General features: G+C 30.7%; 9 protein-coding genes, 2 other RNA genes and 2 pseudogenes. 4 read left to right on the plus strand and 9 right to left on the minus strand.

The annotated features are described in order from the left end of the window. Nucleotides 1–288 precede the first annotated feature (288 nt). From WOO_RS02490 to ffs, 3 genes are all read right to left on the minus strand, one after another. On the minus strand, nucleotides 289–621 hold the full coding sequence (locus WOO_RS02490) for a YbaB/EbfC family nucleoid-associated protein (RefSeq protein ID WP_014869106.1): 333 nt from the start codon (nucleotides 619–621) through the stop codon (nucleotides 289–291). 3 nt (nucleotides 622–624) lie between these two features. Beyond that, nucleotides 625–2109, minus strand: coding sequence for a DNA polymerase III subunit gamma/tau (gene dnaX, locus WOO_RS02495; protein WP_014869107.1), 1485 nt, complete (start codon nucleotides 2107–2109; stop codon nucleotides 625–627). A 23-nt stretch (nucleotides 2110–2132) separates the two neighbouring features. After that, nucleotides 2133–2225: signal recognition particle sRNA small type (ffs, locus tag WOO_RS03845), an RNA gene on the minus strand. Nucleotides 2226–2473: 248 nt separating this feature from the next. On the opposite strand from ffs, the gene WOO_RS02500 reads away from it, so the two are divergent. Then, complete coding sequence (locus WOO_RS02500) at nucleotides 2474–3127, plus strand: glutathione S-transferase family protein (RefSeq protein ID WP_014869108.1); 654 nt, start codon at nucleotides 2474–2476, stop codon at nucleotides 3125–3127. Nucleotide 3128: 1 nt separating this feature from the next. Here WOO_RS02500 and WOO_RS02505 read toward each other — a convergent pair whose 3' ends face one another. Next, nucleotides 3129–3779, minus strand: a complete 651-nt coding sequence (locus WOO_RS02505; RefSeq protein ID WP_014869109.1) for an O-methyltransferase — start codon at nucleotides 3777–3779, stop codon at nucleotides 3129–3131. A 236-nt stretch (nucleotides 3780–4015) separates the two neighbouring features. Between WOO_RS02505 and WOO_RS02510 the strand changes: the two genes are divergently transcribed. Then, nucleotides 4016–4294 (plus strand): DUF2671 domain-containing protein, encoded by a 279-nt coding sequence (locus WOO_RS02510; protein WP_014869110.1) that lies wholly within the window; start codon nucleotides 4016–4018, stop codon nucleotides 4292–4294. A 33-nt stretch (nucleotides 4295–4327) separates the two neighbouring features. Here WOO_RS02510 and WOO_RS02515 read toward each other — a convergent pair. The 3 genes and pseudogenes from WOO_RS02515 to ssrS all read right to left on the minus strand — a co-directional run. Then, nucleotides 4328–5028 (minus strand): annotated as a pseudogene (locus tag WOO_RS02515) (thioredoxin domain-containing protein); the annotation flags it as partial. A gap of 63 nt (nucleotides 5029–5091) precedes the next feature. Beyond that, a pseudogene (locus WOO_RS02520) lies at nucleotides 5092–5540 on the minus strand (type II toxin-antitoxin system RatA family toxin). Nucleotides 5541–5556: 16 nt separating this feature from the next. Continuing rightward, nucleotides 5557–5718, minus strand: a non-coding RNA gene (gene ssrS, locus WOO_RS03850) — 6S RNA. A gap of 699 nt (nucleotides 5719–6417) precedes the next feature. Here ssrS and WOO_RS02525 point away from each other — a divergent pair. Next, nucleotides 6418–7719: a bifunctional folylpolyglutamate synthase/dihydrofolate synthase gene (locus tag WOO_RS02525; protein ID WP_014869112.1), complete on the plus strand. Its 1302-nt coding sequence runs from the start codon at nucleotides 6418–6420 to the stop codon at nucleotides 7717–7719. Nucleotides 7720–8902: 1183 nt separating this feature from the next. Next, nucleotides 8903–10066, plus strand: a complete 1164-nt coding sequence (locus tag WOO_RS02535; RefSeq protein WP_014869113.1) for an aspartate kinase — start codon at nucleotides 8903–8905, stop codon at nucleotides 10064–10066. Between the two features lie 1722 nt (nucleotides 10067–11788). Here WOO_RS02535 and tyrS read toward each other — a convergent pair. Then, the gene (tyrS, locus tag WOO_RS02540; RefSeq protein ID WP_014869114.1) at nucleotides 11789–13051 is read right to left on the minus strand and encodes a tyrosine--tRNA ligase; all 1263 of its coding nucleotides are present in this window, start codon (nucleotides 13049–13051) and stop codon (nucleotides 11789–11791) included. Nucleotides 13052–13302: 251 nt separating this feature from the next. Then, nucleotides 13303–13620: a ribosome silencing factor gene (gene rsfS, locus WOO_RS02545; protein WP_044135495.1), complete on the minus strand. Its 318-nt coding sequence runs from the start codon at nucleotides 13618–13620 to the stop codon at nucleotides 13303–13305. Nucleotides 13621–13646: the final 26 nt, after the last annotated feature.

Below are 13646 nucleotides of genomic sequence, written 5' to 3' on the forward strand. Positions count from 1 at the left end.
TAAAATTTCACTTTAGCAATTTTAATAAAAGCTAAAGTTAAGTCAAGTACTAACTTAATAACACAAAATGCTTGCCATTTAAACTAATTTTTGGAGGAAGGTAAAGATTTAGTTAATGAAAATGAAATTATGTAACTTTTTATCCTAAGTATTCTCTTTTGACTCTTTGCATTATTTTTTACTGCTGTAGCACCACTTACTTTTGTATGATAATGTGATAGGTGCATTATATAAAAACGATGGTAACACTAGAAATATCAGAGACTTAATCAGTAATACGAAAAAACTTTAAAAAGGAAGCTTAAATCCAGAGGGTAGACCAATCATACTTGCAAGATCAGAGGTTGCATTCGTCATCTCTGCTTCTGCTTTTTTAATGGCATCGTTGAACGCTGCTACTACTAAGTCTTCTACTATGTCTTTCTCCTCATTTCTTATAAATTCTAAGTCTATATTTATTTTCTTAGCTTTATAGCTACCTATTTTTACAACTTCTACTAACACAGAAACTTTGCCACCACCAGAAATACCTTGAAATTCTTTCCCAACGTATTTTTCTTGAGCTTCTATAAGTTTCTTTTGCATTTCTTGTGCTTGCTTCATTATTTGACTAAAATCCACAATTTACTCCTTACTCTCTATATTAACTATCTTTGCACCCTTAAACGTATCAAGTATACCTTTGACTGTAGGTACATGATTTAAGTTACTTATCTCTCTATTTATATAACCTACATCAACTGTAACTAACCATTGTTGTTGAGTTACCTGATCTAAGTAATTTTTTAAATCATTACAAAAGTTACTATCTAATTGAGATACAGCCTTTAATCTTAAATATCCAGGCTTGCAATCTACTAATTGTAAATTGCTACATAGTTGTTTGTAAAGATAAACTTGGTTATCTTGTCGTAATAGTTGCAGAATTTTATCAAAATCATAATTTTCTTGTTGTGTATTTCCTATATTATAGATATCTCTTTGCCGTGTATTCTGCGCAAGAATTTTTTTGATCACTTGTTCAGGAGAAGGCAAATCAGAGAGATAACAAAGGCTGATTAGCATCATTTCAGCGGCAATATCATTACATGACGAAACTTTTATAGCTTGAATTCCCTTGAGCAACACCTTCCATAATCTCGAGAAAAATATTAGAGATTTCCTTGCACTTAAGTCTTTTATCCTATCTTTTCCATGTTCTAGCAATGAACTGTCGACCTCTTTTGTAATCAAAAAACGGCATATTAATTGGATTGTTTGCAACAGATTTTCGAAGATACTAAGTGGATTTGCTGTCTTTGCTGCCTTGTCAAACACCAATAAAGCCTTCCGTAAATCGCTATCTAATACTGCTTCCATTAAATCAAATACAATACCTTCATCTACTAAACCAAGTATTTCTGTTACATCCTCAGTAGATATTGAACCATTTTTGCTATATAACATCGCTTGATTCATCAGAAATAAGGCGTTACGCATTGAATTGCTACAATGGTGTGCAATTAACTCTAATGCTCTATTTTCAATTAAATAATTCTCTTTTTGTGCAATGTCATTCAAGCGTCCTACTATTTTAGTAGCAGGTATTTTATACAAATCAAACCTTTGACAACGTGCAATAATAGTTATTGGCATCTTTTTTATTTCTGTAGTTGCTAAAATAAATTTTACACTAGATGGTGGCTCTTCTAAGGTTTTAAGTAATGCATTAAATGCACTGCCCGATAACATGTGTACTTCATCTATAATATATATTTTGAATTTGGAACTTATGGGTAAGTAACAAATATTTTCTAATATCACTTTAATATCTTCAATGCTAGTATGACTTGCTGCATCAATTTCAATCACGTCTGAATGATTTGAGTTTTTTATTGCTAAACAATTTTCACATAATCCACAAGGTTCAAAAGTTGGTCCTAAAGAACAATTTAAACATAAGGCTATGATTCTTGCTGTTGTAGTTTTACCAACTCCACTACTGCCAGAGAGTAGTATAGATTGTGGGATTTTGTTAAGAGTAAAGGCGTTTTTTAATATACGTACTAATACGTCTTGACCTATCAAGTCTTTGAAGCTGTCAGGACGATATTTTAATGCTATATTCATAGCCTTTAACTAAACCAAAAACAATGAAATAGGTATGCAACCCAAAAAAGATCCTGATATGGCTGCTTCATTCCTGATCTGACCAAGTTACAGAGTTTTTGCCTGCATACCTTGTAAAATATTATACTTTTTTTTTTTATTTGGCAAGCTATATTCTATATTAGCCCTATAGTTTAATGTGTTAAATTTTTTACAGTTCTACTTTAAGGTAAATAAAAGGTTAGTTTGTTATGCAGGTCACCATAGGATTATTAATCCAATATCTATCTATGTCATTTCAGTGCTTATTTATATCATCTAAGTATGTGATAGCGGAACTGCACTGGAATAGTGAAGAGAAGAGAGGCAGCAAAATGGGGAGTTTATGATTTTATATTATTTTCCTCTTTGCCCATTTTCACGAAAAGTTAGAGCACTACTCAAAGAAAAAAAGTTAAGTTGTGATTTAATATATGAAAATCCATGGGAAAAACGTAATGAATTTATGAAGATTAACCCAACTGGACAAGTACCAGTCCTTATAGACAATAATTTTACCATAGCAGACAGCAATGCCATTTGTGAATACCTAGAAGAAACTTATAACAGCAGTATTAAACTGTTGGATTTTTCTGCTGCTATTAAGTCTAAAATACGAGCTTTAATTAGCTGGTTTGACAATAAATTTTATAATGAGGTTACTAAGTACATCATAAATGAGAAAGTGATAACTAACCGTAGTCCTGACTCTAGGTTTCTTCATGCAGCTAAGCACAACCTATCTTGTCATATAGAATATATTGAACACTTAATTAGCAAAAATGTTTGGCTTGCAACTAATAAGTTCACTTTAGCCGATATTACTTTAGCGTCACATATTTCTGTGATGGATTATGTAAATAGTTTTCCATGGGAAAAAAGTAAAATTTTAAAAGAATGGTACTCTATTGTTAAATCGAGACCTTGTTTTCGTGGTATGTTATTAGAGAGAGTTCTTGGATTAACTCCTCCTAAACATTATGCAGATCTTGATTTCTAACTTACGTCAGCTTTAAAGCTACAGTCATTCCTTCATCAGTTGGAATTAACACAGAGTAATACTTTTTTTCGTCTGACAGACGATAATTAAATTCTCTCATAGCATACCATGATTTTTCTGATACTTTTTTTGGAGGTGATTTCAAAAATACCGTGTTAAACAATAGAGTATTATCAGCAACGATTAGTCCATCTTGTTTAATATGTAGCTCTGCCCAATCTAAGTATTTAGGATAATCACTCTTGTTAGCATCGATAAATATCATATCAAATGGTGCTTGTGTTGATAACTCGTTCAATTTTTCCGATGCGCTGCCTTCTATTAAAGTAATTTTATTATTCAGATTAAAAGCACTAAAATTTTTTCTTGCTATACTTGAGTGTTTGTGGTTATTCTCTACCGTGTATACATGGCCGTGCTCAGGCATAGCTTTTGCCATACAAATCGATGAGTAACCGTATAACGTGCCGATTTCAACGATACTTCTTACTTTGTGAATTTTTATAAATAAACTAAGTAACTTTCCTTCTTCAGCGCTAATTTGAATATGTTTCTTACTTTTAAGTATACAATGCTCCTCTATTTTTTTGCATTCCTTTACAAATAAGTCTCTTATGTATGATGATTTAGTGCTGGAGTTATTACGTGTCATATTTCGTACTAAAAATTTGACTTACGTAAAATACATATACAACTTGAGATAGTAAAACATTTACCTTAAGTTACTATTTTACAGCGTAAAATTTTAAGTGACAAAAATTATTATATATAATATTATAATTAACTAGTATAACAGTTGGTCAATTGTTGTACACTAGAATTGAAGGGGCTGCTTACACGCATTTCTCTTTTATTAAAAGATAATTTTTATATCAATTAGAGGGGTATATGTCTTATAATATTGCTGGTGAAGTTGAATCGTTAAATAAAAAATCCAATAAAGACGAAGGGGTTGCATTACTGCATAACCCAGCTTATCGTGAGAAATATAGGGAACGTTTTGATGAAGCTCAGAAGAAAGTTATGGATATGGTTCAATTTTATGATGGAACTATAATGTTAATAGAAAATAAAATTGCTATGTATTACTATGCCTGGCACAGTAAAAAAAGAGAGTTTGAGCGCAAAAAACAGCAAGCAGTGATGAAAAGCGACAATACAGCATAGTAATCTTTTATGTGATAAGCTACAGTGGTATTGTTTCACTATGGCTTTTTCACATAGTCATCTATTATGTTAGCTAAGTACTCTAGTGTTTTATACCCTTCATGTTTAATTTTGTTATGTTCTACATATGATTTATCGTTGTTAAGCTTGATAAAAAATATTGGAGTACCTGTGACGCCGAGTTTATTAATTGCTAGTGACTTATCGTTTATGACTTTATCCATTATTTTCCTATCATTGATGCATTGATTGAATGTGCTTTGCTTTAAATTACTTAGTGCAGCAACTTTTTGTAATACAGTTAAGTCACTTAAATTAGAGTAGTTCCATGAATCTATTAAATTAAAAACAGCTTTATTAAAGTTAAAATAGTCTTCTGTTCTTTCGTAACAATGGCTTAGCATTGCAGCTTTTAATCCCCTATAATCCATAGGGAAATGACGAAATATATATAACATTTTTCCTGTATCTATGTATTTCTTTTTAATTTTGGGGAAAACTTCTTTATGGAAAAGATAACAGTGATAGCAAGTAAGTGAAGCATATTCAATCATTAGAATTGGTGCCTTTGGATCTCCTAATAATTTATCGTCAGCTAAAGGTGATAGCAGCTCCTTTGGTGTTATCTCACTAGTTTTTTGAGTATACTGATCATCGGATAAGCCTTCCTTAACAACCGTATAAGAATTAATACTTATGAAAATTAATGCAAAAAACATCAGCCTAAAGATCATTGCAGTATAAATATTAATTGACTAAAAAACTATACGTTTACATAAATAATGTCAAGCTAACTTTTAGTTAGCAAGGCTTTTAACTCTATCTTTGAATGCAGCAATTATTTTGCTTTGTGTATATTTATATACTGAGTTTAACAAAGTTGAAAGTAAGCTAGAATTGAACTCAAATTCTATATAAAAATTCACCACGGTTTTATTTTCATCTATAAAAATAAATTTCCACTCGTTGTATAAACATTTAAATATTCCATTTGATGATACAGCTTTTACCCAACCTTCATTTGTTTTGCTTGGAGAAAGAAAAGTTACTTCTGATGTATAACTGCCTTTGATATGATGAAAAGCTGCTAATAAATCTACAACCATCTGGTTATGATTTTTTTTTTTATGTAAACAGCTTTGCACCAGGGAATAAAATCAGGATACTTCTCAACATTGATTACAACCTGAAATATATTACTAGGTGAACAGAGAAAAATATCTTGTTCTTTGTGTTGGTAGAGCATAAATCTAACTAACTGAGTAGAATCCGTATCTATTGTCAGTCTTAGTAGATTCCTGAGACCTGAAGTTAAGGTGGGTATCACATATTAACTCTAATAAAATCAATAGAGGTAATTCCCTTGACTAAAAATTATCGCTCGGGAAACTTAACTCAACTAATAACATATAGAACAGATTCTCATGAAGTATAACTAGTTTTTATAAGTCGTGTCTATAGATATATTTATAATTACTAATAAAATTAACTATATCTAACCTTTGTTAAATTTTATGTCCTAAGTGTCATAATCAATAAATATATTTTGTAAATTTTACTAAAATTTTAATCATTATTATTTCCACTATCATTTCTTTAAGAGCTACATTAACTATGTAGATCATAAAATTTTTGTGTATTTTATAAAGCAACAGTGGTAGCATATTTATGGAGAGAAATAAAAAAATCGAGAATAAGTATATAAAAAACTTCAGGAGATCATTCGAAATAATGTTAACCCCAAAAAATATCCCAATTTGTTATGGGGAAACATTCGACTTTGATTACTTAAAAAAAGAGAAAGTTTTTTTATAGAATATGAAATGTATCTTACGAGTTTGTGCATTAAAATCTTGTATAAGTACATGAGTAATAGCGAGATGACTCTAATTAGCTGAGTAGTTGATGATAAAATTTGTTTGATTAGTAGAAGGTTTTCTTACAGCAACAAAGAATTTGTGAATACTGATTTTAAAGTTACTAAGGATGACAATTCCTTATTAATAATTGATGTGTAATAAATGGTATAAGTATTTCTATTAATCAACGCTAATTCAGTGAGAAAATTGATACATATGTTATAATAAGTGTTACAAGTGAATTAAAATGCAATAACAATCTATATGATATACATGCCTCATTGGCCTAAGCCGCTTGGTAGCAGAACAAGAGATTTTACTCTTGAGCGCATAAAAAGTTTCCTAAATAAGTTAGGAAACCCTGAGAAAAAAATGCCTCCAGTAATTCATATAGCTGGAACTAATGGGAAAGGTTCAACATTATCCTTTATAAGGTACATGCTGCAAGCAGCAAGGTATAAGGTACATGCATACACTTCTCCGCATTTAGTAAATTTTAATGAAAGGATAGTTGTTGCAGGTAGTTATATTGACGACAATGAATTACATGATTTATTAGAAGAGTGTCGCAGTGTAATTGCAGATCAATCTATCACTTTGTTTGAAGCTATAACTATTGCAGCTTTTTTAGTCTTTTCTCGCCATGAAGCCGATATTACTTTAATTGAGGTAGGCATGGGTGGAAGACTAGATGCAACAAATGTTATAAATAATCCAATTTTAACGATCATTACTTCCATTGCACTTGATCATACAGAATACCTTGGTCCTACTTTAGAGATCATAGCAGGTGAAAAAGCTGGAATAATGAAACGTGATGTTCCTTGTGTAATAGCCCCACAGGAGAAATCGATAATGAATACGCTAGAACGTTGTGCAATAAACAGTAGATCACCTTTGTTTAGAGGTGGCTTTGAGTGGAGTTGTAAAAAACAGAATAGCAAAATGATTTTTCAATCAACTATTCAATCAGTAAAATTTCCTTTGCCATCTTTAAATGGTAACCATCAAATAATTAATGCAGGAAATGCTATTGCAGCATGTAGCATTTTGAGTGGAAAGTACGGGCTTAATATTGGGAAGGAGGATATTACTTTAGGGCTGCAACACACCTATTGGCCTGGACGACTAGAGCTTATAAGAGAAGGCAATTTAGTTTCTTTATTACCGGGAGATTGGCAATTATTTTTAGATGGTGCACACAATAACGATGGTGCAAGAGTATTAGCTGAGTGGATAAAAGATAATTTTGCTGAAGGTATCTATGTAATTTTCGGTATTACGCGTAATAGAAGTGTGGAAGAGTTTTTAGAATATTTAAAACCATATATTAAACTATTATGTGTGGTTTGTGTAAAATCTGAACCTAAAGCAGTAAGTACGGGTTTAATTAGAGAAAAAGCCAATAATATAGGAATAAATGCTATCGAATGTGAGTCAATTAGTGATGCTATATTAAATCACATACTAAAAGCTTCTGTTCAAAATATTAAAACCATATTAATTTGTGGTTCATTATTTTTGGCCAGAGATTTTGCTATGGAGAACTTCTATAATTTTATGTAAGCGATAATTTACAGCTTAGAAAATAAGCTCTATTTCTTATAGTAGATACTATTTGATAAATTTTTATCAGCTTTTACAAGTAAATTACTACCTTGAAACTGTTTCTCAATTAAATTTACAGCTGTCTTTTTGAGAATGTAATTAACTGCATCTCCTTAAAACAAGGTAAAACAACAACTAAAAGTGTGAATGACAATAAAAAGTAGCAACTTAGATACCTAAAGTGGAGCTGGTGAAATAAAAACCATTAATAGCTAAATTTAATCTCACATCATAAAACATTAAAGATGTAAAATTACTTTGCCTAAGATAATTGAATTTTTTAGCCACTAGTTTTATCACTTTTCAAAAAATTTTTGCATTCTTGATCAAAGTTAACTAATAATAAAAGCCAATTAGCCTGGTTAAAATTTTTCTGTTTTAAACATAAATGCTCTTAATAATTGAATTCAAAACGAAACTTGCTGATGAGAAAGCAGAAAACTATACTGCTATGGGTAGATTATAATTAACACCATTGCTTATAAAAAATTTAGTAGATAAGGAGAATAACAGAATCCTTCCTAAAAGGAAGTAAGCAGAATACTTGGAGCAAGTATATAACTATTAATTGACTGCTGCTTATTAAAGGCATTTACTTTTGCTCTTTCGTTGTCTAGATGTTTTGTAATTCCTTGTAATCATGATTGAATAATTTACCACATAACTCTTTTACTAAAGTATTTTTTATCAGGATCGTTTTCCAACGGTTTTATTATGAATTCTTTAAGAATAAGATTATTTGATAAAGTAATCTTAAATTTCTGCTCTACTTCTTTATTGTTTTGATTTTTACCTGAATGATATTCCAACGATAATTTATGGTATTGTGTATTGAACTTTTCCTCAGTACTTCAATACTAAACAATATTAGAGTTTGCTATATTCTCCTTCTGAATATCAAACATCAAAAATAATTACTTTAAAGTGCGATATTTATTCTTACTTAAACTCTTTTTATATAAGGTAGTCTATACTATAATACACTACACCCCAAGTTTACTAGTTATAAATTCATATTTCTAGATTAGTCAACTATTTCATTGATCTCTTTTTTTTCTAAGTGGTCTTTAAGAATTGTTCTTATCATAAATTTTTCCTATAAGAACTATATTTTTCTCCAGAGGAAAGTTATATTGTAGCCATGGACAATATAATCATAAAAAAATTTGGTGGGACTTCATTAACTGACTTAAATCGAGTTGCAAACTTAATAAAAAAAGATGTTGAGAAAGGTTGCAATGTAGTCGTTGTTGTTTCTGCTGTTGCAGGATTGACTGACCAAATGGTCTTTCAGGCTAGACAAATCTCAAATTTAAGCTGCAGAGGAGAACTATCAGAATATGATGTTCTACTTTCGGCAGGAGAACAGATTTCTTGTGGCCTATTAGCAATCACTCTTCAATCTATTGGAGTGAACGCTAAATCTTGGCTTGCTTGGCAGTTACCAATCATGACTGATGATTTTCATTCTGAGTCTAAAATAAAAACAATAAAGATCGATCTTTTGAAAAGATCTTTTGCTGAAGGTTACACTGTCGCAATTATTGCTGGTTTTCAGGGCATACATGGTAATAGAATCACTACTTTTGGCAGAGGAGGCTCTGATATATCAGCAGTTGCCCTCGCAGTAGCTTTTAATGTTAAGGTTTGTGAGATTTTTACTGATATCGATGGAATATATACAGCTAATCCAAAAATTGTTCCAAAGGCACATAAGCTTAAGTTTGTTTCTTACGATGAAATGTTGGAGATGTCGTTATCTGGTGCTAAAATACTGCATAATCGTTCAGTACAGCTTGCAATGAAACATAATATTAAAATACAAGTGCTATCTACTTTTAAAAAGGTAGAAGGGACTGTGGTACTGCATGAAAAAGATGTGCTGGAGAGGTATACAATTACTGGAATAACTTGTAGTACTAATGAAGTCCTTGTGACTTTTGCTAATCTTGCAAGTACCTTACATATTTTAAAGGATATGGTAAGGACAAACATGAAAATTAATATGATACACGGGTCAGGTTTTGTGATTCCTGAGTTTGATATCGATTTAATGAAAAAATTACTGAGCAAAAATGAGAATCATGTTATAAACAGTAATATAGCTAGAATTTCAATAATTGGTATTGGTGTTATGTCTAATGCTGAAGTAATGCATCGTATACTCGAGGTCTTGAGTGAAAAAAACATAGAAGTACTTGCTATCACAGCATCTGAAATCAAAATCAGTATAATCATTCAGAGAGAATGTGCTGAAGCCCTAGTTAAAGATTTATATACTGAGTTGATGTGTAGCACTAAATAGTGATCTTATATATTAGCGACTTCCTTTGTTAAAAAATTCAGAAAAATGTTGTATAACCTTTTTAATAGAGACTTTGGTAAAACTTACGTAAGCTTTAAAAGCAAAATAACCTTTAACAAGGAAGTATTAGAATGTTTTAAATGGACTAGTTGAAATAAAAAATGAATCTATTAAAGAGCTAACAGAAAAATTGATATTAGGAGAAATTAAAAAATGTGAAAGATAGAATATTAATTGAGCGCACTGCTAAACTTCATATTTCAGGTGCAAAAAACAGTTGTTTTAATAGATACTAAATGAGATTAAAAGATATCAGATAGAACTCAAAAAGGTATAAGGTTAAGTCTCTAAAAAATGTTAGTAAAAAGGACTTACAAAGGCTCTCAAAAAAAAATATAGAAAGAACATTTAGGTCAGAGAAAAATAAAATGTTGTAGAGCCGTTATTTTAGATCTCCCAGAGGCAATGTTTGACTTTTCTAGTTTTAGTAGCTGTAATATAAGGTTTTTCTATTTCTTAAGAAATAAATAACTTCAAATTCACTAACTTGACGTTGGTGTTTTAGTACTCAGATAACTGAAACGCTGGTGTACCTATACTTGATCTTACCCAGAAAAAGTAGAGAGAAAGTTTGCCTTTCGCTTCAAAAGCTAATCTGCCACGACTTCAACATGGCCATTTCTTTTTGTTGTCAGTTTTGTCTTTGTTTGCTTTTAATTAGTTTCTAAAGTCGGATTTATCAGCTGATCTTTGAATGATCCGGTATCTTGTAGATTTCTTTTTAGCTAGAATTTTAGTGACTTTAACATTGATTCTTCTGGCTCTTTGAGTAATTTTTAGTCATTAAATAGTAAAAATGCGTTCAACTTGACAACCAGGTTTTACATTCATATTTTTTTAACGCTTGTCTTTTTGTTTATAGCTTAGCACAGTTTAGATATATCTAAATAATATAGTTTAACTTAATTCCACTTCAGTTAAATAATTTTAAAAAATATTTACGCCATTTTTTAAAATCTTGCCGTTAGGAGTTCATGTAGTAAAATCTACAAATGGCTTTTCATGACTAACTTTTGAATATATTAGCTTTAATGGCTAACTTATTAATCATTCAATATAATTTATTTTATACTTTTGAGTAGAACTGTTTTGTTATTTCTGAAGTCAAACTGCAATTGGCAGAAGCATTTGGCATAAATATCTGTAATTTTTATAAAATCTATACTATGAAGCTTGCACTTCTCCAATCTTTTTAGTTAGCTCATTAAAATAATATCCATCGAACTTGTTACCGCTCTTCAGTAGTTTGCTATCTAATGCGAACCTTTTAATGATGCACCTCTTCAAAACTTTTGTAGAACATACTCTAATGTTTTTGCTTTCTGGGAATTTACTTTATCACTAACAGATGAAATTGTATCTAAATTGCAAAATTGTGTAAGATAACTTTTACCATTAAAAGCACAGTTATTTCCATTTTAGAAATAACCGCTTTCTCCTATAGTTTACTGAGTTTAAATATATTTTTTGTATGCTCAGCAAAATAGCCTGAAGTTATATACCAAATAACTCTGAAATTTTTTTCTGCATGAGCTAAATATCCTACTTGATTAATACAAAAACATTGACTCTCGCATTTTTGCTTGGAGTTATGCATAACAAATTTTACTTTCTAGTATTCTCTCAGTTGTTTTTATACATAATTTCTCATTTGTATGAAATTTATTTTTTAACTTTATTTACTATAATCTTAATATGACGTTTCCTTCCTGCGGATAGTTTAATGAATGACTGACTTTTGAAGTTTTCAGAATTTATCATATAGTTAATATCATTAATAGTATGGTCATTAATTTTGCATCCATTGCCCTGTATTAAACGCTTTGCAGCACCTTTTGAAGGTTCAAGACTGGTGTTGTTCAGTAGATCTACTAAGGATATGCCATTTGCAACCTGTTCTTTTGTTATGGTATATTCAGAAAGTAGTGAACTGTTTCCATTTTCAAAGGCAGAGACTGAAGCATATTGTGCAAGTTCTGCTTCTTTTTCACCATGGCATATTTTTACAGCTTCCGTTGCCAAAACTTTTTTTGCTTCGTTTATTTCCTTACCCTTCAAAGATTCTAATTTTTTAATCTCATCAATTGGTATATCAGTGAGCAATCTCAAAAAACGTCCTATATCTTGATCATCAACATTGCGAAAATATTGCCAATAGTCATAAGGTTTTAGCATATTATCATCAAGCCATACTGCTCCACTTTTTGTTTTGCCCATTTTTACTCCTTGAGAATTTAGTAGAAGAGGAGTGGTAAGACCAAACAACTCAGGTAGGTTTAATTTTTTGCCAAGTTCAATTCCATTTACTATATTTCCCCACTGATCCGATCCCCCAATCTGCAGACGACAGTTGTATTTTTTATTCAATTCAACAAAATCATAGGCTTGCAGTAGCATGTAATTAAACTCTGAAAAACTTAGATTTTGCTCTTTATCAAGCCTAATTCTTATACTGTCAAAATTTAGCATACGATTTACAGAAAAATATGCTCCTATGTCACATAAAAAGTCTATGTACTTTATGCTATCTAACCAATCTGCGTTATTTACGATCACTGCACCAGTCTTGCTGTCGTTAAAAGACACCATTTTTTCTAATATCTTTCTTATATCAGATGTATTTTGCTTAATGTTCTCTATGGGTAAGATGCTTCTCTTCTTGTCTTTAAAAGATGGATCGCCAATTTTTGTTGTGCCACCCCCAAGCAAAATTATCGGCTTATAACTAAATTTTTGTAAGTGACGCAGCATCATAACTTGAATTAGATGACCAACATGTAAACTAGGTGCTGTGCAATCAAACCCAATATATGCGACTATGTAATTATTCTGCGATAATAGTTGATCTAACCCTTCAATGTTTGTACATTGGTATAAATATCCTCTCTCTCGGATAAAATCTAAGAATTCTGATTTGTGCTCCATAATTTTCCTAGTGTACTATTCTTTATATGTGAACATTATTATTAGAGTCATTGATAATGGTGTCATCCCAATATGTGATGCTAAAATCCAGTTTCTCATACAATTTTATCAAAAAAGTTATATAATATGTTCATCTATAACTAAGCTTTCTGTATCAAGGCGCTGAGGTGACAAACTCTCTTCTTGGGGAGTTAACCGTAAAGATACTATACTTATATAGTTGTACATTAACTACTTAGATGCTTACTCAATTAATTCCATAACTCTTCTATTTTATAGTATTCTCTTACTTCTGGCTTGAATATATGAACCATTATATCTTGAAAATTTACAACTACCCAATTACCTTTATTCATACCTTCTACGTCTATTTTATCATGTGGTTTGAGGCTTCTTATTATGTGCTCAGCTAATGCTTTAACGTGGTAGTTTGAGTTTCCAGATGCAATAATCATATATTTTGCAATAACAGTTTTATTTTGTACATTAAGAGTAGTTATATCATGACCTTTATTCTGACTTATGACACTTACAATTGTATTCTTTATTGATTCTGTATCACTGGATATACTATTATTCATTATATTATTTATCT

The organism is Wolbachia endosymbiont of Onchocerca ochengi, from assembly GCF_000306885.1.
In the GTDB taxonomy this organism is placed as follows: Bacteria; Pseudomonadota; Alphaproteobacteria; order Rickettsiales; family Anaplasmataceae; genus Wolbachia.

Bases quoted from the DNA above. Each gene is read 5' to 3' on its own strand.
- dnaX (WP_014869107.1), bottom strand. From the start codon at position 2,109: ATGAATATAGCATTAAAATATCGTCCTGACAGCTTCAAAGACTTGATA.
- WOO_RS02500 (WP_014869108.1), top strand. From the start codon at position 2,474: ATGATTTTATATTATTTTCCTCTTTGCCCATTTTCACGAAAAGTTAGA.
- WOO_RS02505 (WP_014869109.1), bottom strand. From the start codon at position 3,779: ATGACACGTAATAACTCCAGCACTAAATCATCATACATAAGAGACTTA.
- WOO_RS02510 (WP_014869110.1), top strand. From the start codon at position 4,016: ATGTCTTATAATATTGCTGGTGAAGTTGAATCGTTAAATAAAAAATCC.
- WOO_RS02525 (WP_014869112.1), top strand. From the start codon at position 6,418: ATGATATACATGCCTCATTGGCCTAAGCCGCTTGGTAGCAGAACAAGA.
- WOO_RS02535 (WP_014869113.1), top strand. From the start codon at position 8,903: ATGGACAATATAATCATAAAAAAATTTGGTGGGACTTCATTAACTGAC.
- tyrS (WP_014869114.1), bottom strand. From the start codon at position 13,051: ATGGAGCACAAATCAGAATTCTTAGATTTTATCCGAGAGAGAGGATAT.